Annotated in this window: 24 protein-coding genes and 3 pseudogenes; 11 read left to right on the top strand and 16 right to left on the bottom strand. The window is 29.1% G+C overall.

The window, feature by feature from the left end:
• The first annotated feature begins 2 nt into the window (after positions 1 to 2).
• Together RT575_RS01205 and ytxJ are read left to right on the top strand one after the other, a co-directional pair.
• Complete coding sequence (locus tag RT575_RS01205) at positions 3 to 140, top strand: hypothetical protein (protein WP_313578178.1); 138 nt, start codon at positions 3 to 5, stop codon at positions 138 to 140.
• 66 nt (positions 141 to 206) lie between these two features.
• The gene (gene ytxJ, locus RT575_RS01200) at positions 207 to 539 is read left to right on the top strand and encodes a bacillithiol system redox-active protein YtxJ (protein WP_313578176.1); all 333 of its coding nucleotides are present in this window, start codon (positions 207 to 209) and stop codon (positions 537 to 539) included.
• Positions 540 to 666: 127 nt separating this feature from the next.
• Here the strand turns inward: ytxJ and RT575_RS01195 are convergent.
• Positions 667 to 1,659, bottom strand: a pseudogene (locus tag RT575_RS01195) (nucleotidyl transferase AbiEii/AbiGii toxin family protein).
• Entirely contained in the window at positions 1,649 to 2,263 is a 615-nt protein-coding gene (locus RT575_RS01190) for a DUF6088 family protein (RefSeq protein ID WP_313578174.1), read from the bottom strand. Before RT575_RS01190 ends, RT575_RS01195 begins: the two are co-directional and overlap by 11 nt.
• A 256-nt stretch (positions 2,264 to 2,519) precedes the next feature.
• Here RT575_RS01190 and RT575_RS01185 point away from each other — a divergent pair, with 256 nt between their 5' ends.
• Both RT575_RS01185 and RT575_RS01180 read left to right on the top strand, forming a co-directional pair.
• Positions 2,520 to 2,753: a monothiol bacilliredoxin BrxC family protein gene (locus tag RT575_RS01185; RefSeq protein ID WP_313578172.1), complete on the top strand. Its 234-nt coding sequence runs from the start codon at positions 2,520 to 2,522 to the stop codon at positions 2,751 to 2,753.
• A gap of 346 nt (positions 2,754 to 3,099) precedes the next feature.
• Positions 3,100 to 4,002: a WYL domain-containing protein gene (locus RT575_RS01180; RefSeq protein ID WP_313578170.1), complete on the top strand. Its 903-nt coding sequence runs from the start codon at positions 3,100 to 3,102 to the stop codon at positions 4,000 to 4,002.
• A 2-nt stretch (positions 4,003 to 4,004) separates the two neighbouring features.
• Here RT575_RS01180 and RT575_RS01175 read toward each other — a convergent pair whose 3' ends face one another.
• Complete coding sequence (locus RT575_RS01175) at positions 4,005 to 4,322, bottom strand: hypothetical protein (protein ID WP_313375252.1); 318 nt, start codon at positions 4,320 to 4,322, stop codon at positions 4,005 to 4,007.
• Positions 4,323 to 4,333: 11 nt separating this feature from the next.
• Positions 4,334 to 5,383: a hypothetical protein gene (locus RT575_RS01170; RefSeq protein ID WP_313578168.1), complete on the bottom strand. Its 1,050-nt coding sequence runs from the start codon at positions 5,381 to 5,383 to the stop codon at positions 4,334 to 4,336.
• A 150-nt stretch (positions 5,384 to 5,533) separates the two neighbouring features.
• Between RT575_RS01170 and RT575_RS01165 the strand changes: the two genes are divergently transcribed.
• The gene (locus tag RT575_RS01165; RefSeq protein ID WP_313578166.1) at positions 5,534 to 5,743 is read left to right on the top strand and encodes a hypothetical protein; all 210 of its coding nucleotides are present in this window, start codon (positions 5,534 to 5,536) and stop codon (positions 5,741 to 5,743) included.
• A 37-nt stretch (positions 5,744 to 5,780) separates the two neighbouring features.
• Here RT575_RS01165 and RT575_RS01160 read toward each other — a convergent pair whose 3' ends face one another.
• The 9 genes from RT575_RS01160 to hsdR all read right to left on the bottom strand — a co-directional run bounded on the left by RT575_RS01160 (position 5,781) and on the right by hsdR (position 17,003).
• On the bottom strand, positions 5,781 to 6,911 hold the full coding sequence (locus RT575_RS01160) for a PD-(D/E)XK nuclease family protein (RefSeq protein WP_313578164.1): 1,131 nt from the start codon (positions 6,909 to 6,911) through the stop codon (positions 5,781 to 5,783).
• Positions 6,912 to 6,916: 5 nt separating this feature from the next.
• Positions 6,917 to 8,665: a DUF262 domain-containing protein gene (locus tag RT575_RS01155; protein WP_313578162.1), complete on the bottom strand. Its 1,749-nt coding sequence runs from the start codon at positions 8,663 to 8,665 to the stop codon at positions 6,917 to 6,919.
• Positions 8,666 to 8,972: 307 nt separating this feature from the next.
• Complete coding sequence (locus RT575_RS01150) at positions 8,973 to 9,410, bottom strand: hypothetical protein (protein WP_313578160.1); 438 nt, start codon at positions 9,408 to 9,410, stop codon at positions 8,973 to 8,975.
• A gap of 2 nt (positions 9,411 to 9,412) precedes the next feature.
• Complete coding sequence (locus RT575_RS01145; RefSeq protein ID WP_313578158.1) at positions 9,413 to 10,093, bottom strand: endonuclease NucS domain-containing protein; 681 nt, start codon at positions 10,091 to 10,093, stop codon at positions 9,413 to 9,415.
• A 14-nt stretch (positions 10,094 to 10,107) separates the two neighbouring features.
• Positions 10,108 to 11,436 (bottom strand): restriction endonuclease subunit S, encoded by a 1,329-nt coding sequence (locus RT575_RS01140; RefSeq protein ID WP_313578156.1) that lies wholly within the window; start codon positions 11,434 to 11,436, stop codon positions 10,108 to 10,110.
• Entirely contained in the window at positions 11,436 to 12,881 is a 1,446-nt protein-coding gene (locus tag RT575_RS01135; RefSeq protein WP_313578154.1) for a class I SAM-dependent DNA methyltransferase, read from the bottom strand. Before RT575_RS01135 ends, RT575_RS01140 begins: the two co-directional genes overlap by 1 nt.
• A gap of 32 nt (positions 12,882 to 12,913) precedes the next feature.
• The gene (locus tag RT575_RS01130; RefSeq protein WP_313578152.1) at positions 12,914 to 13,468 is read right to left on the bottom strand and encodes a hypothetical protein; all 555 of its coding nucleotides are present in this window, start codon (positions 13,466 to 13,468) and stop codon (positions 12,914 to 12,916) included.
• Positions 13,469 to 13,473: 5 nt separating this feature from the next.
• Entirely contained in the window at positions 13,474 to 14,565 is a 1,092-nt protein-coding gene (locus RT575_RS01125; RefSeq protein WP_313578150.1) for a PD-(D/E)XK nuclease family protein, read from the bottom strand.
• A gap of 71 nt (positions 14,566 to 14,636) precedes the next feature.
• Positions 14,637 to 17,003, bottom strand: coding sequence for an EcoAI/FtnUII family type I restriction enzme subunit R (gene hsdR, locus RT575_RS01120; protein WP_313578149.1), 2,367 nt, complete (start codon positions 17,001 to 17,003; stop codon positions 14,637 to 14,639).
• A 622-nt stretch (positions 17,004 to 17,625) separates the two neighbouring features.
• Here hsdR and RT575_RS01115 point away from each other — a divergent pair.
• On the top strand, positions 17,626 to 17,835 hold the full coding sequence (locus RT575_RS01115) for a helix-turn-helix transcriptional regulator (RefSeq protein ID WP_313578147.1): 210 nt from the start codon (positions 17,626 to 17,628) through the stop codon (positions 17,833 to 17,835).
• Here RT575_RS01115 and RT575_RS01110 read toward each other — a convergent pair.
• Complete coding sequence (locus RT575_RS01110; protein ID WP_313578145.1) at positions 17,816 to 18,103, bottom strand: IS30 family transposase; 288 nt, start codon at positions 18,101 to 18,103, stop codon at positions 17,816 to 17,818. The two genes, RT575_RS01115 and RT575_RS01110, sit on opposite strands and share 20 nt — an antisense overlap.
• Before the next feature lie 116 nt (positions 18,104 to 18,219).
• Positions 18,220 to 18,471 (bottom strand): helix-turn-helix domain-containing protein, encoded by a 252-nt coding sequence (locus RT575_RS01105; protein ID WP_313578143.1) that lies wholly within the window; start codon positions 18,469 to 18,471, stop codon positions 18,220 to 18,222.
• Between the two features lie 439 nt (positions 18,472 to 18,910).
• Between RT575_RS01105 and RT575_RS01100 the strand changes: the two genes are divergently transcribed.
• The 5 genes and pseudogenes from RT575_RS01100 to RT575_RS01080 form a co-directional block, all read left to right on the top strand.
• On the top strand, positions 18,911 to 19,276 hold the full coding sequence (locus RT575_RS01100; protein WP_313578142.1) for a single-stranded DNA-binding protein: 366 nt from the start codon (positions 18,911 to 18,913) through the stop codon (positions 19,274 to 19,276).
• A 43-nt stretch (positions 19,277 to 19,319) separates the two neighbouring features.
• Positions 19,320 to 20,390: a DUF932 domain-containing protein gene (locus tag RT575_RS01095; RefSeq protein ID WP_313578140.1), complete on the top strand. Its 1,071-nt coding sequence runs from the start codon at positions 19,320 to 19,322 to the stop codon at positions 20,388 to 20,390.
• 51 nt (positions 20,391 to 20,441) lie between these two features.
• A complete protein-coding gene (locus tag RT575_RS01090; protein ID WP_313578138.1) occupies positions 20,442 to 20,993 on the top strand; it encodes a prtrc system protein e in 552 nt (183 codons plus the stop codon).
• Positions 20,990 to 21,097: pseudogene (locus RT575_RS01085) on the top strand (PRTRC system protein C); the annotation flags it as partial. The gene RT575_RS01090 and the pseudogene RT575_RS01085, both read left to right, overlap by 4 nt.
• Positions 21,092 to 21,607: pseudogene (locus tag RT575_RS01080) on the top strand (hypothetical protein); the annotation flags it as partial. The pseudogenes RT575_RS01085 and RT575_RS01080, both read left to right, overlap by 6 nt.
• A gap of 167 nt (positions 21,608 to 21,774) precedes the next feature.
• Here the strand turns inward: RT575_RS01080 and RT575_RS01075 are convergent.
• The gene (locus RT575_RS01075) at positions 21,775 to 22,086 is read right to left on the bottom strand and encodes a hypothetical protein (RefSeq protein WP_313578136.1); all 312 of its coding nucleotides are present in this window, start codon (positions 22,084 to 22,086) and stop codon (positions 21,775 to 21,777) included.
• Positions 22,087 to 22,197: the final 111 nt, after the last annotated feature.

Below are 22,197 nucleotides of genomic sequence, written 5' to 3'. Positions count from 1 at the left end.
ATATGACACTATTATTAATTAAACAGATAAAAAAACGTCGTAAAGTTTTAGCTATTACACAAGAAACATTAGCTGAAATTTCGGGTGTTGGTTTACGAACATTAAAACAATTTGAAGAAACTTTATTTTCTTTTTTATAATTTATCATTTTATAGGTTATTCCTACTTTTCGACGTAATTTTATAACTGAAATAATAGAAACAAAAATGAAAAAAATAGATATTACAACTTTAGATCACTTAGACCAAATTGATCAAGCATCTTTTAATCAACCAAAAATTATTTATAAACACAGTACAACTTGTGGACTATGTGATATTATTTGGGATATTGTAAAAGAAAGCGATTTTGAATTGAATTATTTAGATTTATTAACGTATAGATCACTCTCTAATGAGATTGAACGCCGTTACAATGTTCTACACGAATCTCCACAAATACTTATTATAAAAGATGGAAAATGTGTATACAATGCATCACATCGTAAAATAAAAAATGAAGAAATTCAGAAGCAATTAGATCAATTAGTTAATTTGTAATCTATCAGTATTGAGAATTATTTAAATAGTGCTATATATGCCACTAACTGATACCAATTATATTCATAACTTATATTAAACCCTAAAAAGTGCAATTAATTGCACTTTTATTATCTCGACATAAAATTTATTGATTAAATAATTCTTGAATCTTTTTCATTTGATCTAACAAATTTAACCAGCTCAAACTATCTCCAACAATCATATGTTCTTGCATTGTTTTATAATCCTGTTCCCATTTTGATAGAATTTCATCAGGAGGAATAATGCTTAATTTTCCTTTTTCGTGATTAGAATAATCTAAACCTCTTAATGGATTTACTGTTTTACGATGATCTACAATAGTCTGAAATAAATTGTCATCAGCTATAGCTTTTTCACCAAAATCTGCTTGCATCATTTTGTCTAAATCATAAAAGTGACGAGTTAATCTATCTGTTCTGATTTTGTCTATGGGTTTTGAAAATTCTTCATGAAGTAATAAAACTTTTTCAATAAAAGTACGTGTTGGAATTACTACTTGGACATTAAAATCAGGTTCAGTAAAAGGTAAATTTTTATAGTTTTCATCAATAAAAGAAATAATAGATTTTGTTTCAGATGGCTCTGTTAAAGATCTTGCACCAATTTCTAATAATACTCTTTGTTGAATATAAGCATTGTTGACAGGAACTACGGAATGATAATGAATTTCTAATGTATTGGGATCAGTAGTATCATCAACATGTTCGTTGTATTTGATTTCATATAATTCTTTGCTAATTCCTAATTGATCCAATTGCTGAATTAATTCTTCTCTAAACTCATTGATAATAAATCCACCTGAAGCTTTTCGTAATTTTTAAATTTGAGATTTTGAATTTAATTCTTCAAATCCTAATAAATGCCGATCAATAATTAAATCTATATCTTCAGAAAATCGATCAATTAAATGATAAGCTTTACTTAAAGATGTCCCACCTTTAAAGATAATTGAATCAGCATATTGAGATTGAAAAATAGCTTTCAACAAAATACAAACCCACCAATCTTTCTCTATTACAAACGCTGGTAAACCTTTGGCTATACCTGTTTGCTCAAGTATCTGAATTTTTTGTTCTTTCGTAAGGTTAATCCACATTGTTACTGTCTTTCGTTAGATTAATAATTTGTTTTTGAATCCAAACAGGAACGTACTTTAATTGTTTTTGAACTACTTCATTATTCAATTGTTGCACGCTAGGTTGTATTTGATTTAAGAATTCATCTGTCACCTTTTTTTGACCTATTTCTTTAAAAGCCTGAACAATTAAGTGTAACAATTCATCTTTAATAGCAAAGCTTTTAGGAACTGTTTTTTTGAATTGAATGGTACGATTTCCTATTTTGATTTCACGTTGTGATCCATCTGTTAGATACACAGCTTTTAAAGGAATCTGAGTTGTTAAACCTAATAAATATAAAGCCAAAACTCCTGTGGGAGAAATACGTGTCTTATCTCGTTGTGCGATTTGTTTCGCGATTTCTTCAGTTGTGGGATAAATAGTACCTAACAACGGATCTTTTTTAGGTTTAAGATAAATACCTTGAGCTAAACGCTCAACTAAACCTTCATTTTCTAAACGAGAAAGTACTTTACGGATGTTATCTGAAGAGCCATATTTTGAGAAATCATCTAAAAAAAATATTTCGCCAAAAGATGATTTTGAAATCTTTGTTTCTATTTGATTTTTAGATGATTTCATTTTATTTTTGGTTAATTCCATGTCACAAATTTAGTGAAAATTTGTGACAAAATTTAATTTAAAAAATGTAATTACAGTAATTCTATATCTTGTAATTTTCTACCAAACTCATCTGCTGCTGCTAATTGAAAGAAATCATCATGTAAACCTAATACTCTTAAAACATTAAAATAAGCTCCCATAGCAACACTAAATCCTCCTTTTTCTATTAAACTTAATGTTGATCTAGAAATACCAGCACATTCGGCAATTTGAATTGCTGTTAATTTTCTACGTTTACGAGCCTATTTGGGATATTGTAAAAGAAAGCGATTTCGAATTGAATTATTTAGATTTATTAACGTATAGACCTCTCTCTAATGAGGTTGAACGCCGTTACAATGTTCTACACGAATCACCACAAATCCTTATTATAAAAGATGGAAAATGTGTGTACAATGCATCACATCGTAAAATAAAAAATGAAGAAATTCAGAAGCAATTAGATTAATTAGTTAATTTATAATGCATTAAAATCATATTCTTTGAATTTTGCGTAATTATTTAGAATAGTTTTCAGCGTTGATTCAAGAAACTAAGAAAATCATTAATTCTAAAATAAATGTCCGTTATTCTATACAATTTGAGTTGTTTTGTATAAAATAACGGATGTTTTAAGTTGTGTATTTTAAAAATAGAATATCTAAAATCCACATATTAAAAAGTTTTATTTAAAACGTTCTTATTAGTACATTATATTGCAGTAATTTTACTTCTAATACTTTAAATTATCAAATATGCCATTAGTTGCACTTTTTTTTATCTTTTAATTCTTAAAATAAGAATACATTTACTTAATGAGAAAAACAATACCTACAATCCGCATAATTCAAGTAGTACAATACATCAATGAATGTAATGTAAAGAGAATATTACCTCTTAAAAAAGATATTATATCTCATATAAAAAATCAATTTCCTGATGAAATTTATAATGTACAACAATTTGATCGAGATAAATTAAAAATTCGAGAGGAATTAGGAATTGATCTAAAATGCAATAAAAAATATCAATATTATATTGATTCTTCTGATCAAGTTGGCTTACTTGAATCTTCCTTAGATTACTATGAGATGTTTTCCATTTTGACGCAAGCGAATGCTTTACCAGATATTTTTTGGATTTCGGATAGAAAATCATTAGGATTAAATCAAATTAGTAATGTAGTTTCTCATATCAATAACAAACATGTTATTCAATTTAGTTACTCAAAGTATGATACAAATGAAACCGAAGTCCGTACAATCGAGCCTTTGGCAATAAAAGAAAGTAAAGAAAGATGGTATATTATTGGAAATGACCATAAATTAGATAAAGGTTTACGAGCTTTTGGTTTTGACAGAATTTCTGCTGTTACTTATTTTGGAATCAATTTTTCTCCAAAATATACACTAAACGAAATTAAGGCTAAATATGACTCATTATTTGCTATGTTTGATGCTGAAAATAAAGAAGTAGAGGAAATTATATTAGAATTTGATCAACGAGATGGAAATTACATTAAAAGTTTTCCTATTCATCATTCTCAAATGATTGAAAAGACAGAAAATGGTGTTCGTGTAACTTTAAAATTAAAAACCACGCCCGATTTTATCATGGAAATCATGTCACGAGCGTGGAGTTTAAATGTAGTTAAGCCAGTTAGCTTACGTCATGAAGTTTCTAAAATTTTGAAAGATGCTTATTTGAGAAATCAATAGAATTATTTAATTTTTTCATATTCAAACAGAATGAATTCTGAAACAGGTTTCCATAAAACAACTTTTCCATTGATTATATGGAATACTTTAGCATGATTTTTTTCACCAAAATTTACCATTTGATTAAAATTTCCATCAAAATTCACAAATTCTTCACATTCATATTTCAATCGATTTTTCGAAATTGGTTTTCCTTCCTTGTGTAATTCTAAATATTTAAAAAGTATTAAACTATTGATTTGAGTTTCTCCTTCTCGAAACCATTTTGGAACTCTTCTTTTTACCTTTTTAATTTCTTCTTCAATTTTATCTGTTAGCATACTTTTATTTTTTATAAGTTTTGATTTAAATAGATTAAGATTTCGTTTACATCAGTTATACATTCTCTATAACCATTTTTGCGATAATATAATTTGGTTGGAATTTTAGGTGTAAAATGATCTTTGGTTGTATAATGCTCTATCAATAAACACAAGAATAATTCACCTTTTTTATTTTTACAATTAACCACTTTATATTCAATATTTTTTAAAGCTTTATAAAAATACATATTTGTAAAAAACGTATTAAACTCAGTTAAAAGTTGAGTAGCTTCTTTCTCTCCATTCAGCGAATCAATTTTTAGAGCAAGTAATCCACCTGAAGTATAAAATAAAGAAGAAGCGTCTTTAAAGACGTCCTTAAAATCAAAATTTTCTAATTTGATAAAATCATCTTCGTAATACCCAACATAATGATCTTTAATCAATTTAAAAGGAAATATTTTTTTGGGATTAAAAACAGAAAATAATTTACCAAAATAAGAAGAATCAAAATGAATAGGAGTTTTTAAAATAGAAATAATTCGAGATTCTAATGATTCTTTGTTAATGAAATACCAAAAGGCAGAAATATCAATTTCTTGTGTATTTCGGTGTATGCAAGTATCAATTATGGAATGAATGTAATATTCTTTAACCAAACCGTTTAGCATTTCATCCAAAGATTGTTTTGTGTAATTACCCAATTGATAAATTAATAATCGTTCATCATTTTTGATATTTTCATGATTAGATTTATCAACAACAAGATAAATTTTAAGCCCATTGTTTAATCTTTGATCTTTAAAAATCAAATGGCTTACAAAACAAGCTTGTAGATTATGTTCGAAGTTTGGTGTACGAGAATCGTATCTAAATTGAGCTTGATTTCGTACGCTTGATTCTTTTGTTTTAACTATAACTTGTCCTTCGTGTTTTAGAATATTGATATAATTTCTTAAAAAAGAAAATGCATCTTTTCGGGAAATTAAAGGGTCTTCGTTATCAAACGAATTGATTGTTACTTTTTCTTTCTTTTGATCGAAAACTGTTTCGACTTCATAATGAAATTCTAACTTCATAATATGTTTATTTATAATTATGAAGCAAACTTATAACCTGACTACTATCAGATAATGATAGTGGTTTAAATTTTTTAAAAAAAATATTCGAAGACATAGTTTGGCTTTATAAATAATTATCTTTAGTAAATAAATTAAGAAGAACAAAATATGCCAACAATTACAATAGAATTGTCTGATGAACAATTAGAAAAAATAAAAGAAACGTTGAATTACAACGGAACTTTGGATTTAGAAGGAGAAACTTTTAATGGAAGTTCGATAGAAATTGATTTATTGCCTTTTACTCATATGATGACGGTAAAAGGTTATAAAGAAGAATTTATTGGAGATGTTACTGTGAAAATTCCTGAGAAATAAGAGAATATAAATACCCCATTAATTAATGGGGTATTATTTATTGAATTTTTAATTTTTTTAGTTGTAAGATAAATGATTTTATTTCTTCTTTTAGAGAATGATTATAAATAGAAGTATAAAAATCAGCTTGAAACGGTTTACTAAATCTTGTTCTATATATAGGCCAACTGTTTGATGATTTGAGATTTTCTAAAATTATTTTATAGAATTGCTTTTCAAATTCATGATCCTTTGTGGTAGTAAAAATACCATACGCTAATTCGTTAGCATCAATTTCTACACAAACTACATAATTACGATTTTCAAAAACATACCAAGCATCTTTACTTTCATTCATTTCCAATTTAAGTTCGTTAGCAATTTCTTCCATCTGTAGCCAGAACTGTTCTTGTAAATTACTTAATATTGTTGGCAATGTATCTGCTATTTTTATAGATATTGCTAAATGTTTTTCGTTTTCTAGCAGATATGATTTAATAGTACTTTGTTCATTAATATCTTCTATTCCCATGTATTTCTTTTTTAATGCTTTTTCAAAATCAAATAAAAATGAGCGAACTCTTTCATTTTCTGTATGTAATCCAAATTGATGAATTAAAGGAATTAGATCATCTTCATAATTTAATTTTTTAAAATGTTGTTCTATTTCCTTATTTGTGTATAAAGATTGGTCAAAACTTAGATAAGAGAGTTCCTTATACTTTGGCGCAAGATAAATTTGAAGATATTGATTATCATCACTTATACTTTTAATGTAAGTGATATAATCGTTGACTTGATTAATTCCGTCAATTGTAGTATACTCAATTTTATTTTCAATACTTATAATAGCATTGTTTCTTTTATCATGGATAAATAAATCTATTCGTCTGTTTGTATTAGTTAATTGCTCACATTTAACAATTAAATCATTACTATATGTAATGGGTAATTTGATATGAAATTCTTTAAAAAAAAGTTTTAAATATAAATCTTCTTGTCCATGCTCTTTATTAGGATCTAAAAAAAAGCAAAGAATTTGAGAAACTTTATTTTCATTTAATTTCCAAAAATCAAAAGAATTAAACCCCAAAGCAAGCTTATTATTAAAATTAGTTTTCATCTCGTTGATAAAATCTAACTTGTTCTCCAATAATGAAAAATAAGAATATAGTTCGTGATTATTCATTTTTTTTAATTCAATTTTTGATAAGCAACTTTTACTACTTCAGCAATTAACTTTCTACGTTCTAATAAAAAAGTTTTATAATCCATCAATTCCCAATCAGTTGGTAAAGCATGCCAAAACTCCATTTGTTTATATTCTGCATCATCAAAGCGTTCTTTGTAGTATGACAAATAAACTTTAGGCTCTTTATCGCTTATCGCAATATTATCGCTCCATTCTACTAAAGCAAAATTAGCAATTTGATTATAATCCCTACTCTCCGTCACACCGTTACGCATTAACCAAGCTTTTGGAAATAAATGGTGACGCTCTAAAGGCGACTTATTAGCACGTAATCCTGACTCTAATAATTCTTTTACTTGTAATTTAGAAAATAAGCCCAATGCATTTAAAATGTTTAATGATGCATAGTAAGCAAATAAAGAAGGAGAACGAAATGATGAAGTAGCTAAATCTAAAGGTAAAGTAACACTCCAAAAATCATTTGTCAATTGTGAATCTATGACGGTATTTAATTCATCTATAAACTCTTGAGCATTGGTTATTGATCTAAATTTAGCTAAATCCATTTCCATTGCTGTTTCTGGTGATCCTGTATAACGACCTGTTATCGTACACATAAAAAACCATTTGGCTATTAATTTCTTTAATTCAAATAAATCTACTTTAAAATCGACACGTCCGATTAAGAAGAATACATAAGAATATAAAATATTATTATTTGATGATATAAAACTTTCGTTATTATATCCTGCTTGTTTTAGAGCTTTAATAAACTCGTGCCAATGCTGTATATCTAAGGCATGTTTTTGAGCAACTTTTAGTTTTTCAAATTGTAACTCGCGTCTTTCTTCACTAAATAATCCTGTATCTAAATCTTTTCCTCGTAAAATACTATAAATATACTGTAAACGTGCACGTCTAAAAGCTAAACCAACAGATGCACGTAGCATTTGTTCGGGTTTTGGAACAATAAGATAATTAAATGGGGTTGCATTGGTTGTAGTTGGTTTTCTCGCATCACGACAAAAATTTTCTAAATTTGTACGACCTTCATCCCAAAACACACTCATTAAAGTTAAGATAAAGTCAGCTTGATTTAAAGCTTTTCCTTCCGAATTAATACGCACAAAAACGTCTGCTACTTGTTCTTCATTAATTTCTTGCGAAAGTTCTAATACAGAAAATGGATAATTTTCTAAATTTTTTAAACGCATAAAAGCTTCTTGAATTTTAGTTTCTAATTCATCTGAAACTTCGATATGATTTTTTAAATTCGTAACAAAATCCATAATTACCTTAAAGATATTAATATTCGGTTGCCATAAATCTGAAATATTTTGATAATACCTTGGGTTTTTACGTATCGCTGCATCTGGTACTTCAAACTTTTCTTCCAAAGGATTAAAAGTAATAATGATACGAGCTGTTTCGTAATTTTCTCGGATCACCTCCTGCCCTTTCAAAACGGCATATAATGAAGTTAAACGTTGTTGACCATCAACAATTAATAGATTAGCAAATTTTTGTTTTTCATCTGTTCCAATCCCTTTAACTCCATCAATATTAGCATTTTCCCAAAACAGAAAATAGCCAACAGGATAACCTTTGTATAAACTATCAAACAAATCCCTTACTTTGGTATCTTTCCATACGAAAGGGCGTTGAATATCAGGTAATCCTATTGTACCTAAATCGATATTTTGAATTAATGAGTTTAAATTATATTTTACGTCTTTAAATAGAGTTGCCATTTGATTAATTTTATTTTACTCTTTTATAATTATTATAATCCATCTGTATTAATACTAATTCCATTTGATAACAAATTGTTTCAAATTCAGTTTTTAATTGATCTATATCTTCTTCCAAAAAACTAAAATTACAAGTCCACGAATTAATAATTTCAGTAGTTGTATATTCCTTTTTAGAGGATATTTTAGCCTTCTTTTTAAGATAATATACTGTTCAATTGGTTTTTATATAGATTAAAAACCTTTATTTGATGGAATACAAATTGGTCTACCATCTACTAATATTACAGCATAACCTCTAGTTTAATTAAATTTCTTTGTTCCAACGTGGTAATCGATTATTTTCCTTTAAAAAAGTTTGAAGTAAGTTAACTTCTAAAGCTCTTGGATGATCAAAACACTCTGAATGATATGTTCCATACCATTTAATTTTTAAAGAATTAATACTTTCTATAACCATCTGTTTTGGTAAAGAATTACGACGAAAATCTCCAAATTGTTTTCCTTTTAAAAAACGACCTCTTAAACCATCTTTTCTAAAAACGATATTTCCTTCTTTAGATGTTCTACCACTAATGCCAATATAAAGTAGCTCGTTGGTATCATCATCATAAAATAGATACAAGCCTGCTAATTCATTTGTATTTGGAATGTTACAAATTCCACTCAGTTTGGAATTTTGTTTAAAAATAAAGTTTCCTTTTAATTGATAATTTTCTAGGTTTTCTATAAGTTGTGTTAACATAATTATATTTCTATTTGATGAAATTTTAATTGCTCATTAATATCTTTAATAGATTTATCATATTTATAAACAAACCACTTAAAATGTTTTCTTTGGCTTCCTAACAATCCTTTAAAAGCATATTTTATCTTTAAATTTTCTTCACCAGTAATTAAATACATTTTTATTTTAGAAGAATTTTTTTCAATATTATTTTCTAGTAAAATACCTTTATATCTCAATAATTGTTCGATAATTCCTATGGAATTTTTACTTTTCTTAAGTTCAACAATTATTGTGTTATTTTCTTTATCTTTACCGATGTAATCAACTTTATCTTCTGTACCTCTTAATAATTTTTGATTATCAAATTCTTTAATACCTATTTTTTTTAATAGTTTGTGTTTTATTATAAAATTTTCTAATTCTCTTTCTGACTCGAAATCATCTTTAGTTTTGTTTATAATATGATTTGTAATACATATTTTTTCTTCTTTTGAAAGATTTTCAGTAGGAATAGGTGAGAAATATAAATTATTAGTATCAAAAAAAATCTTTATTTTTTCTCGAGCTTCTTTTACGTTATTGCTATAACCAAATATCTTCAATAATCTTTTATAACCAATTCTTTTTGCCCCCTTTTTATCAAGAGTTAAATCAATGTCTAATTTAAACTCTTCTAAATTATATAATAATTTCTTCATAAATTAATTTTACACTAAGCCCCCAACGCTTCTCTCAACACCTGTTGTAGCAGTTGCTCGTTGGTAAGTTGGCTTTGTTTTACTTGGGTTTCTAAAGCGTCGCAAACCGCCATCAGCTCATCCAATTTGGCTACTATGCGTTCTTGAATTTCTAATGGTGGAAGTGGAATTAAGAATGATCTAATTCTACCTAAATTAAAATTACCAGCAGAACCTCCTTTACTAGAAATATTTCCTTTTGCATATTTTACACCATAAGGGGAATTAAATACATATGCTAAATATTCTGAAGATAAATGGCTTTTGAATGGTTTAACTAATCCTAAACTTACATAAAAAGCAAATTCAATATCTCTGTCAATAACAGCTGTTTCTCCAATACCAGCACCAACTCGAGCTACTAATAAATCTCCTTTTTCGGGAGTTCGATTCAATATATAATTTTGATAATCTTCCTCACTTACAAATCTATGTAATTCAGGTTTAAACTTAAATGGTTTTACATTTTGAGCGGATAAAAATATACGACCTTTTTCAGTATAATTAGGTGTTTGATGAGTACCATCAGTAATGTAGACTGTCAAATCATCTAATTTTGACCAAATCCAATTTTCAGGAACATTAAACATTAACCCTTCAAGCATTTCTGCTTCTTGAAGTTTACCTTTCTTTATTTTTTTCTCTTTTACCAATTGGGCTTTTTCGGCTTGTATTTCCACCAAAAGGTCGGCACCTGTTGCTCCATTTTGGGTTTCATTGCTGACCAATACACCTTGCATCGCTTCACGCAAAAATGCTTGACGCAAGTCTTTTATTAAATCCAGTTGATGATTGATTTCTGAAGAAATGTTACTTCCTACGGAATTAACTAACTTTAATTTTTCAACTAAAATCAATTGATTTTTTACACTTGGAATAGATATTTCGAAATCAAAAAATTTATCTTTTTGTAATCTTATTCTTTGAGTTGTACCATCACTACATATTTTACATATATAATCAAAGAATGATGTTGATGTCAAGAACAAAAAGAATTCTTTATTTAATAATTCGGCATTAGGCTCTAAACACCAAAAGTCATTTGTAATAATAGCACCTTCTAATTCTTCTGGAACGATTCCAAAAGCACCGTTTCTTGCATCAATACCCGATAAGATAAAATCACCGCTTGAAACATAAAACATACTTGATTTTATATTTACACCTAATTCTTCATCACGTTGTATTACTCCTTTATGGTAAAGTTTTACAGTGACTCTTTTATAAAGTTTTTCAGGTTCTATTTTAGCTGATACTTTTTTCCTTTTAACAAGTTGAGATAGCTTATAACTTTTAAATTCCATTAACCAATCGCTTGTTTAAGTTGTCCCATTAAGGTTTGTGTTTGTTGCAAAGACGTGGCTAATTGCTCCATCAACTCGGCAGAAGAAAATTCTTGTACTTCTTCTGCTTTGTGCGGGTTTTTAATGTCCAAATCAAAGTTTCGGGCTTTTAATTCGTCTATCGTTACTTTCCAACAAACCTCAGATTCTTGGCGGTTGTTCAACCACGAGGTAATCGGCTCAAACTCGCTTTCTTTTATCGGTTTGGTTTTGTTGTAAGCTTTTTGTCCTTCAGGCAAACGGTGTTCGTAATACCATACTTCTTGAGTCGCGTAATCTGCTGTTTCGTTGTTGTGGTGTACTTTCTCAAAAAACAATAAGTTCGTCGCTACCGTGGCATACGGCTGAAACACCGAGTTCGGCAAACGCACTATGGTATGCAAACGGCAATCTTTCAATAGCTTTTCGCGGATGCGTTGTTTTACGCCATCACCCGTTAGCGAACCATCAGGCAATACAATCCCTGCGCGTCCACCTACTTTTAGCAAGTGAATCATCAAAATCAAAAACAAATCTGCCGATTCTTTGGTACGGTAGTTTTGCGGAAAGTTATTTTCGTTGTTGTTAGATACTACACCACCAAAGGGAGGATTCGCCAAAATGACATCTACACGGTCTTTTTGTTTGTATTCAGTCAACGGTTGATCTAACGAATCACGATACGTAATATTTGGTACTTCGATATCGTGTAAAATCAAATTGGTCGTTGCTAACAAATATGGCAAAGGTTTGTGTTCCCAACCAATGATGTTGTCTTGTAAGGTCTGACGATCTTCTACAGAATCGACTTGTTGATAAATGTGCTCGATAGCCGCTGTAAGATAGCCTCCCGTACCACAAGCTGGATCTAGAATACGCTCGCCCAATTGTGGATTTAGCGTTTTTGTAATAAACTGCGTAATGGCACGAGGCGTGTAATACTCACCTGATGAACCAGCACTTTGCAGATTTTTTAATAATGTTTCATAAATATCTCCAAAAGCGTGTTTGTCTTTGGTGCTGTTGAAGTCGATTTCGTTCAACTTATTCAACACCTGACGAATGTGCACACCTTTTTTCATGTAGTTGTTGTTGCCCTCAAACACTTCACGTACAATCACTGCACGTTTATTGCCCGTACTAATATCTAAGTTGCGCAAAGCTGGAAACAACTTTTGGTCGATGAACTCTAATAATTCATCACCCGTGATACCTTCATCATCACTTGCCCAGTTTTCCCAACGGTATTCTGTTGGTATAGGCGATATATAATTATCGTTTAATAACTCTAATTCTTGATCTTTATCGGAAAAAATTTTTAAGAAAAGCATCCAACCTAATTGTTCTAAACGTTGTGCATCACCGTTTAGTCCATTGTCTTGCCTCATTGTTTTTCTGATGCTATCTAAAATTCCTGATATACTCATTGTTGTATTGTTGTTCTTTTTAATATATATAATTAATGTCCACTTCTTCCTAAAAGTGGTTTGACTTGCAAATGTAAGCCTGATTCAAGTATTTCTAAAATATCAGTGTCTTTATCTTCCTCACATAAATCTACTGAAGCGTAATACAATTTAAATTCAATATGTTTAAATTGCTCATGCCAATTTTCCAAATGCAAACCATATGTTCCTTTAGGAGTTGGTTTTAAATGAGAATTAAATCTGCTTTGTAATTTTCCTTTTGATTTTCCGATATACAAAATATTGTTTAATCCATTACCTATATTACCATTAACACGAGGGTATTTAGTGGTTTTGTCTTCGGTTTTTAAATTGGTAATATGTTCGCAAATTGTTTCTACATCACTATTCTTTATATTATTGAGTTGAATAAAATAGATACAATTTTCAAGCATACCTATTTCTGGATTTAATTTCCCAGTTTTAATTGATTCTGTTAAATCTATTGAGTTAAATTTTATATCCTCTGAATAATCAAGTAGTTTTTTATTCAATTGATTAATATGCTGAATATAATTTTTTGTCGCTTGTAGGATATTTAATGGCATGATTTCTAGTTAAAAATGTTTTGGTTAGCTAAAATAATTTGAGATAACTTATCAATTTTGGATCTTTGTTCCTCCATAATTTGTTTATAAATACTTTCAATGTAGTCTTCTTCATAAATTCTAGCGTATTCAATATCATAGAGTTTAATTTCATAAACAGCCCAGTCATTATTATAATCTTTTTTCAGATTAGCATTTTCGAATAATTCAATTAACTTATTCCTAAGAATTTTAAAATATGGAGAAATAGCTATTTTAAATTCAACTCCTTCATTATTAGTCGGGTATCTAAATTCCCATAAAAATGCTTCTCCTTCTTTCCAATCACTTTTCTGTTTGCTTTTGGGAACTATATTATTAATTTCTACTGGTAAAAATCTTGAAAAATGTTTGTGATCAGAACCTAAAATAAATCCATCTGCAACTAATAATTCGTTCATTTTTTCTTTGATGATTGCAATAGAATCAGGTCTATTTGCAATAATAAAATCAAATAACTCTTGATGTTGACGGTATATTTTTTCAGCTAATGAGTTGGCTTCACTTTGTTGCATAACATTATTGTTTAAGTTGTCTATATAATCTTTGATGTAGATTAAAACGTGATCTTGGATTGTTCCACTTCTAAGCAGTATCAAATCATTTAAATACTCTAATATATGTTTTTGATAAGACGCTTCAATATAAAATTGATTAAGAGAAGCTTCAGTTCCATATTTTGTTAAATAAACAAATATTGGTTTTTTATTTGCGAAATTTTTTAAAACAGAATCCTTATATTTCTGTAATTGGTTATTGCTTTCAGATGCATTTATCTTATTTTCAATTACCAATAAAGTATTTTCAAATTCTATTAAAATATCAATGTTATATTTTTCACGGTGTATAATAATATTTTCATTTAATAATGAATGAATATCAATAACATTTAGATATGATCGATTATCCTGTAAAATATCTAACAAAAATCTTTTCAAAAAATAATCGCCGATACCGTGGCTTCCTTTAGGGTCAAACAACCAAGCTAAAAAATGCGAATGGCGTATTTCGAAATGACTTACTCCTAAAATTTCAAATATATTCGGTTGATTTCTCATTAACTCAAGCTTCTCAAAATCTGAATCTATTAATAAATTGGAGTACAATTCGTTTAATCTTTTTTCATCCATTACGCAATACTGTAAATTTCGTTTTCTAATTCTTTAATGGCTTGTAGATATTGATTACGCCCGCCAAAAGATTTTACAATTTCCATTGGAGAACCAAAGCTTGAGATAGGATTGATTTTCAAAACATCCATCGATTCTAAATTTTCAATTCCTTCATCTGCATATTTATCAATTAAGGCATCAATAACTTTGGTAGCTTTGTCTCCATATTTTGTAAAATAATTACGTTTTTTTACATTATTTGCTCGTTCCTTACGTGTTAAGGGCGGTTGTTCAAATGCTACGTGACAAATAATATCAAATAAATCACATTCTTTGTTTACTGCTTCTAATAATTCATTTACAGGAACACCTTGTTCTTCTAATTCTTTTATAATTGCATCCTTTCGATCAGCTTCACTCCATGTTTTTAAAAATTTGTCCATCGATTCAAACTGTTCATTAATTACTTGCTTTGTGTAATCTTTTAATCCAATTGTAATAGGTTTTCCATTATTATCAAAGTATAATTCACGTTGATTTAATACACTTACATCTACACCATTGACATAGATTTTTTTATGTTTTTCCTTTTTTTCTGTAAAAGGAGAATCATTAGTATTGTAAGGTGGTTTAGGATCATTAATTATATCCGTTGACTCATCATTATTATCTTCATTTTCAAAATCATCATCGATAGGTTCATTATCTCCAATAACTTTTACTCTTGTTGGATCTCCATCAAAATTTGGATCAGCAAAAAGATCTGTGGCATTTCTGAAATCTAAAATGGTAAAATATAATTTTCCAAACTCTTCATTAACCCGAGTTCCACGACCAACAATTTGTTTAAATTTAGTCATAGAACCTATTTCCGTATCTAACACAATTACCTTACAAGTTTGCGCATCTACACCAGTAGTCATTAACTCAGAGGTTGTAGCAATTACAGGATAAGTTTGTTCAGGATCAATAAAATTATCTAATTCACGTTTTCCTTCATCATTATCACCCGTAATTCGCATTACGTATTTGTGATTTTTAGCAACTAAATCAGTATTTAGATTTGCAATTGCAGTTCTCATTCGTTCAGCATGATCTATATCTCGGCAAAAAATGATGGTTTTGTTATAACGATTTGTATTTTTTAAGAATTCGGTTACTTTTTGAGCGACAATTTCAGTACGTTCATCTACAACCATTGTACGATCAAAATCTTTACGGTTGTAGATTCTATCTTCTATGATATTACCTTCCTTATCCGTTTTTCCATCGTTAGGTCTCCAACCTTCTAAATCAATATCTAAACTTATTCTAATGACTTGATAAGGCGCTAAAAAACCATCCGAAATTCCTTGTTTTAATGAATAAGTATATATAGGCTCTCCGAAATATTCTTCATTGCTGACTTCTTCTGTTTCTTTTGGTGTAGCAGTTAAACCAATTTGAGTTGCAGAACCAAAATATGTTAATACTTCTCTCCATGCAGATTCTTCTTTTGCACTTCCACGATGACACTCATCAATAATGATTAAATCAAAAAAATCAGGACTAAATTGTTTGAAGATATTTTTATCTTCTTCATTTCCCGTTAAACCTTGATAAATGGCTAAATATACTTCATAAGATTTATCGACTTGTCTTTTCTGAACGATAGTCATTTTATCTTTGAAATGTTTAAAATCGCCACGTTTTGTTTGATCGATTAAGGAATTTCTATCTGCTAAAAATAAGATTCGTTTTTTTGCTTTAGATTTCCATAACCTATGAGCTATTTGAAAAGCTGTGTACGTTTTTCCTGTACCAGTTGCCATTACCAACAGAATACGATTTTGCCCTCTAGCAATAGCTTCTAATGTACAATTGATTGCATTTTGTTGGTAATATCTAGGACTTTTACCTGAACCATCAAAAAAATAATCTTGTTCTACAATTTCTTTTGCGGATTCTGTTTCAATTCCTTTATATTTTAGGTATTTATTCCATAAAGTTTCAGGCGAAGGGAATTCGTCTAATTCTAATTCGGTTTCTATTTTAGAAGTATTGGTCTTATCATGAAATAAAAAACGATCACCATTCGTCGAAAAGATAAATGGTAAATTTAATATTTCAGCATATTCCAAGCCTTGTTGCATTCCTGCACCAACAGAATGGTTATTCTCTTTCACTTCAATAATACCAATTGGTATGTTTGGTTTATAATACAGTATATAATCTGCTCTTTTCTTTTTTCCTCTAGTTGTTAAATTACCACGTATATGAATTCGACCATCTGTAAACGTCTTTTGTTCAACATATTGTTTCATTCTATCCCAACCAGCAGATTCAATAGCTGGAGTAATGAATTTTGTACTTATATCTTGTTCTGAGAATTTACGTTTGTCCATAATTTGTGTTTGTGTAAATATACAAAATGTTAAAATGCGAATAAAGACATATTAACGGATAAAACCTTATGGAAAACCGTAATATATATCACATTTTTAATTTTATTTTTTTGATATAACAAATATAGTTTATTGTAACGACAGAATGAGTCGTTATAAATAAGAATTGCGTTAGGAATAGTAGTGGGAATCCTTTTATAAAAATGGTAACTGAGGTTCTCGAAGTTATTATTTTTATATGATTTCATTTCTCTTCCCTTCGAGTCCCTCAGGGAACGAAAATGGTAACTGAGGTTCTCGAAGTAATTCTTATAAAAAAAGCGATAAACTGAATGTTTATCGCTATTATTTATGTGTTTTTTAAGTTACTCACCGACACGAATTCAACAAACTATTTAAATTGAATGATTTATAATTGAAAAGATGTAATTTTAATGTAGTCAATTTTATAAAAAAGTTTAACAATTTAGATTTTAATCATTAATCAAAATAGTGCGTTATACAGCACTATTTTTACACTTTATACTAAAACCAGAGTAATACATCTATAAAAGTGCTTTTTATTGCACTTTTCTTGTTTAATATCAAATTTATTTCTAAATTTACTTTAAAAGTGCATTATATGACACTATCAATAATTAAGCAAATCAAAGAAAGACGTAAAGTTTTAGCTATATCACAAGAAACATTAGCCGAGATTTCTGGTGTTGGTTTACGTACGTTAAAACAATTTGAAAGTGTCAAAGGTAATCCAACGCTAGAAACACTACAAAAAATGTGTGATGTATTAGGATTAGAAATTAAATTAGAAGTTAAAACAATTGAATCATGAGAATTGCTTGTTCTACAAGTTCACTATCTTTACTATGAACTTTCTTTATTCTAAATAATCCAGTAGCTCTATCATTGATTGTTACGATTGCTCCCTGATGATTCTTGCCTATTATTGTATCTAATTCAAAATCTCCAAATCGAGTTTTTTCTTCAACTATTTTAGGTCTATTTTCTATTGGTTCTCTATCTGTTAAAACTCCTCTTGAATGGGTTGTATTTCCTCGCTTCTTATAACGCTTACCCTGTGTTCTTAGACACTTGTACAATGTTCCTCTATTCTTTTATCCTTCCAAATATACTGATAGATACGTTCTATAGATACACAAGCTATTTTATTCTTTTTACAATAACCTACTATTTGCTCAGGACTGTAGTACTTTGCCTATAATCTATTTACTGTAGCTTTTATCTCATAGGTAAATCGTTTTAACTTGGGCTTTTGTTTATGCCTAAGAAGATATTTACGATGAGCTAAGTCTGCTTTATAAACTTTATCACGATCTCTATTTCTTCTAACTTCTCTGTAAATAACGCTTCTATCTTTGTGTAATATACTAGATATTTTACGTGTTGAATAATTTTTACAAAGTAATATTTCTATTGTGTATTTTTGTTCAAAGGTTAAATGACTCATATTTTGCAACATTAGAGGGTGCTAATTAAGTTTATTTATTCCTAGTTTGAAAGGTCTACTTAAAGACCTTTCTTTAGATATATAAAAACTTTATATGTCCTTGTTGCATTTATTAGTTGAATCTAGGTTTAAATAAATAGATAGTAATAATATTTTCCATCATCAACCTGTAAAAAGGCAGCCAATGTATGGCGGCCATCCCACACTTCACCCCTGCCAAAAGACTACAGCATAAACGGCTTCCTCCCTAAAGGTACCCTCCAATTATTCCGTTTCCTTTTGTCTTTCTCTATTGACCGCTTTGATAGTCTGCTTTCTTTTTTCAGGTTTTTCTTTTGGAAAAATATGCGCGAAGCGAGGTTAAAAAATCCTTACAAGTTTGCACAGAAAGTTAAAGAGAAGAAAGTAACAAAATGTAGAATTTAAAAATTAGAACATTATGAACATTATTGGAAGACTGACCAGAGACGCAGAAGTACGAACAACATCACAAGACAAACAAGTCGTAAACTTCTCAGTGGCTATAAATAATAGTTACAAAAACAAACAAGGCGAAAGAATAGAACAAACCATTTATTTTGATTGTTCTTATTGGATTTCTACTAAAGTCGCAAGTTTATTAACCAAAGGAACTTTAGTTGAACTTATTGGACGGTTAAGCCCAAGAGCGTGGACAAATTCAGAGGGAGAACCTAGAGCGGGTTTAAATTTTCATACTTCACAAATCAAGTTACATGGAGGTAGTAGAAAAACGGAAACGTCACAAGCTAGTGAACAAAATTCAGAGGACGACCTTCCATTTTAATTATTCAAAATCAATTTAGTATTCATCATAAAAATTTAAAATTATGGCACATAATATCAATTTTAATGAACAAACAGGACGTTATTCATTTTTTAGTGTAAAAGAGAAGGCTTGGCACGGATTAGGGCAAATTGTTAACGAATACCCTACAAGTGAACAAGCGATAAAATATGCAGGTTTAGATTATGAAGTTATTAAATCGCCATTATTTACAAACGGTTCTGAAATTATTACAGATTCTGAATTTACAGAAGTTAATAAGATGTTAGAAGTTCCGAAGTATTTTGCAAACATTCGCACCGATAACAATACTGTTTTGGGTGTGGTTGGAAAAGATTATCATATCGTACAAAACCGTGAAGCCTTTAACTTCTTTGATGCAATTGTAGGCGGTGACCAGGGAATTTTATATGAAACTGCGGGAGCATTAGGAAATGGAGAACGTATTTTCATTACGGCAAAATTACCCGATTATATACGTGTTGGAAATGGTGACGATGTCACAGAAAAATATATTTTCCTTACCACTTCTCACGATGGTAGCGGAAGTATTACAGCCGCATTTACTCCTATTCGTATCGTTTGCCAAAATACTTTAAATGCTTCACTTAAAAATATGACAAACGTTGTAAGAATTAAACATACTTCGGGAGCAAAACAACGTATTGAGAATGCTCATAAAATAATGGGATTAGCCAATACTTTAAGTACACAGTTAGAAAATATTTTTAACAATTGGTCAAAGGTTAGAGTATCAGACAAAGAGGTTAAAAAACTTATTCAATTAGCACTTTGTCCAAACAAAGAAACATTGGATTTAATTAAAAATGATGCAGAAGATGAAATGTCTACAGTATTTAAAAATACAATTGATGATGCTTTCCAATATGCGATGTTAAGTGATACACAACAAATGGACACGACAAAAGGAACTTTATACGGAGCATATAACGCTGTGACAGGCTATTTTCAAAATGTACGCAATTATAAAAATAATGAAGCCAAACTTCAAAGCATTGTATTAGGTGGGACAGCTCAACTAAAATCACAAAAGGCATTCGAGTTATGTACTGATTTTGCGCATAATGGTGCTGAAATTTTAAACTTTAATTAAATCTATAAGTGACCGCCTATCAAGGCGGTTGCTTTACAAAATCTTAAAATTATGAATAGCAATTTTTTTAATCAAATAGCACAATTGGATTTCATCGGAAATCTTCAATTAACCATCACTAAAGGAGTAGGAAATAATTTGATTGTATCGGTACTACTTAATAATGATAATTGTAATGATAATGCTAAAAATAGTATTCCTCCTTTATTATTTAATGCGACTGCACAAGAATTTGACAAAGAATTAATTCAACAAATATCTTCTCCTATTCAAATTGTTTCGAGTGTAATGGTAGATATGGAACTGTTTCTTAAACAAATGGAAAAAGTTAAAAAACAATCAACAAAGGAGAAAGAAAAGACCGAAAAAACTAAAAATGATAAGCAGTCCAAAGACAAAAAGTATGAAGATACTATGTTAAAAGTTAATAAATTAGAGAAAGAGGGAAAATTTAGAGAAGCGTGGAAAAAAGTTCCAGAATCAACAGAATTTCCTCAAAAAGTAGATGAAATACGGAAACGAAAATCGCAATTATCAGCCCAATTTTCTAATCCAAATCTTTTTGGAACTATAGAACAAGAAACAGCGAGTAAACCGCACTAAATTATTATGCTAATTTATACCCTATACTCACAACGGCAAAAGTATCTGCCCCAGAAATTAAAGATGATACAGTCGAATATAAATTCGAAAGTACAATGGGAACAAATTGCAAAGCTAAAATCCAAAAGTTTCAACGTAATGAATTAGGGCATTTACCCAAAAATACGAAAGCAACCATTTATATTAGTTGTGTTGATACTGTACAAACTCGATTTGATATAGCAGAAATGCTGAAAGATGTAAATGATAATAAATTATGTCGAAACACTCCAAAATATTGGTTAGATTTTGAAAATAGTCAACATACTGGGCAGGTTATATTATCTACTATTGGAGAAATTAAACAACCAATTTCAGAAAAATATCAAACGGTGGCAAGTCTGCCAATGATTACAGATGAATAAGGTGAATTACTAAAACAATCTGAAATCTTAGATAATACTCCAAGTTGTAGTTTAGCCGAAGCATTAGAAAAACAAGATTTATTTATCAATTCTACACTCACTCAAATAGGGTGTTTTTTACTTTGGTCAATGTTTCGTTATGGCAAAATTGAGAACAGAGGTTTCTTTCTTAATTTAAAAAATTACCATACTAAACCTCTTAAAGTATAACGTAAACTCAATCAAAAATCGGTCGGCAAAAATGCCTTTGCTCCCTATGGTCGCAAACGCATTTTTGCTAAACACGGAAAAAATCACATCGATAAAATAGTTTTTTATCCATGCGATTGTATTTTTTTGCTTCGGATATCCATTATCCGATAGATTGAAAATATTTTTTAGATGATTTGATTATTAATATTATCAATTAATATACTTCTGTTTCGGTCAAATAATCTTGATTTAAATTGTTTACTTAAAGCAGTTTGAACTTCCTTATTGTTAATATCTCGTATATCAAAAAGGACATTATAACCACGAGCTGGTATTACTAATGTAATGGGAAGAATATTGGAATCTTTTAGTTCTAAATCTTCCAAAAAACATTCAATATCAAATTTCAAAAATTTGACATTTTGATGCAGTATTCGTTCTGCATTTGACTCTTTTCGAATTTTTCCAATTCTAACTATATCATATTTAATTGCCATAATTGATTTAGCTTATTTTTAAATGTACTACAATTATTGTTTTAGATTTTTTTAATTTTAAATCAAATTATAAGAGTTATTTTCTTAATCGAAAAACAACTCTTTTGATTT

Source organism: Chishuiella sp. (assembly GCF_032109125.1).
GTDB lineage: Bacteria > Bacteroidota > Bacteroidia > Flavobacteriales > Weeksellaceae > Empedobacter.
The sequence above is the reverse complement of the archived record's forward strand: the minus strand, read 5'-3'. Positions and strand labels throughout refer to the sequence as shown.

What these genes read in the sequence shown, in the direction of transcription:
- RT575_RS01105 (WP_313578143.1), bottom strand. Translation starts at nt 18,471, where the DNA reads ATGAGTCATTTAACCTTTGAACAAAAATACACAATAGAAATATTACTT.
- RT575_RS01170 (WP_313578168.1), bottom strand. Translation starts at nt 5,383, where the DNA reads ATGAAGTTAGAATTTCATTATGAAGTCGAAACAGTTTTCGATCAAAAG.
- hsdR (WP_313578149.1), bottom strand. Translation starts at nt 17,003, where the DNA reads ATGGACAAACGTAAATTCTCAGAACAAGATATAAGTACAAAATTCATT.
- RT575_RS01125 (WP_313578150.1), bottom strand. Translation starts at nt 14,565, where the DNA reads ATGAGAAATCAACCGAATATATTTGAAATTTTAGGAGTAAGTCATTTC.
- ytxJ (WP_313578176.1), top strand. Translation starts at nt 207, where the DNA reads ATGAAAAAAATAGATATTACAACTTTAGATCACTTAGACCAAATTGAT.
- RT575_RS01130 (WP_313578152.1), bottom strand. Translation starts at nt 13,468, where the DNA reads ATGCCATTAAATATCCTACAAGCGACAAAAAATTATATTCAGCATATT.
- RT575_RS01165 (WP_313578166.1), top strand. Translation starts at nt 5,534, where the DNA reads ATGCCAACAATTACAATAGAATTGTCTGATGAACAATTAGAAAAAATA.
- RT575_RS01180 (WP_313578170.1), top strand. Translation starts at nt 3,100, where the DNA reads ATGAGAAAAACAATACCTACAATCCGCATAATTCAAGTAGTACAATAC.
- RT575_RS01190 (WP_313578174.1), bottom strand. Translation starts at nt 2,263, where the DNA reads ATGAAATCATCTAAAAATCAAATAGAAACAAAGATTTCAAAATCATCT.
- RT575_RS01140 (WP_313578156.1), bottom strand. Translation starts at nt 11,436, where the DNA reads ATGGAATTTAAAAGTTATAAGCTATCTCAACTTGTTAAAAGGAAAAAA.
- RT575_RS01160 (WP_313578164.1), bottom strand. Translation starts at nt 6,911, where the DNA reads ATGAATAATCACGAACTATATTCTTATTTTTCATTATTGGAGAACAAG.
- RT575_RS01135 (WP_313578154.1), bottom strand. Translation starts at nt 12,881, where the DNA reads ATGAGTATATCAGGAATTTTAGATAGCATCAGAAAAACAATGAGGCAA.
- RT575_RS01145 (WP_313578158.1), bottom strand. Translation starts at nt 10,093, where the DNA reads ATGAAGAAATTATTATATAATTTAGAAGAGTTTAAATTAGACATTGAT.
- RT575_RS01175 (WP_313375252.1), bottom strand. Translation starts at nt 4,322, where the DNA reads ATGCTAACAGATAAAATTGAAGAAGAAATTAAAAAGGTAAAAAGAAGA.
- RT575_RS01095 (WP_313578140.1), top strand. Translation starts at nt 19,320, where the DNA reads ATGGCACATAATATCAATTTTAATGAACAAACAGGACGTTATTCATTT.
- RT575_RS01090 (WP_313578138.1), top strand. Translation starts at nt 20,442, where the DNA reads ATGAATAGCAATTTTTTTAATCAAATAGCACAATTGGATTTCATCGGA.
- RT575_RS01100 (WP_313578142.1), top strand. Translation starts at nt 18,911, where the DNA reads ATGAACATTATTGGAAGACTGACCAGAGACGCAGAAGTACGAACAACA.
- RT575_RS01205 (WP_313578178.1), top strand. Translation starts at nt 3, where the DNA reads ATGACACTATTATTAATTAAACAGATAAAAAAACGTCGTAAAGTTTTA.
- RT575_RS01115 (WP_313578147.1), top strand. Translation starts at nt 17,626, where the DNA reads ATGACACTATCAATAATTAAGCAAATCAAAGAAAGACGTAAAGTTTTA.
- RT575_RS01075 (WP_313578136.1), bottom strand. Translation starts at nt 22,086, where the DNA reads ATGGCAATTAAATATGATATAGTTAGAATTGGAAAAATTCGAAAAGAG.
- RT575_RS01150 (WP_313578160.1), bottom strand. Translation starts at nt 9,410, where the DNA reads ATGTTAACACAACTTATAGAAAACCTAGAAAATTATCAATTAAAAGGA.
- RT575_RS01155 (WP_313578162.1), bottom strand. Translation starts at nt 8,665, where the DNA reads ATGGCAACTCTATTTAAAGACGTAAAATATAATTTAAACTCATTAATT.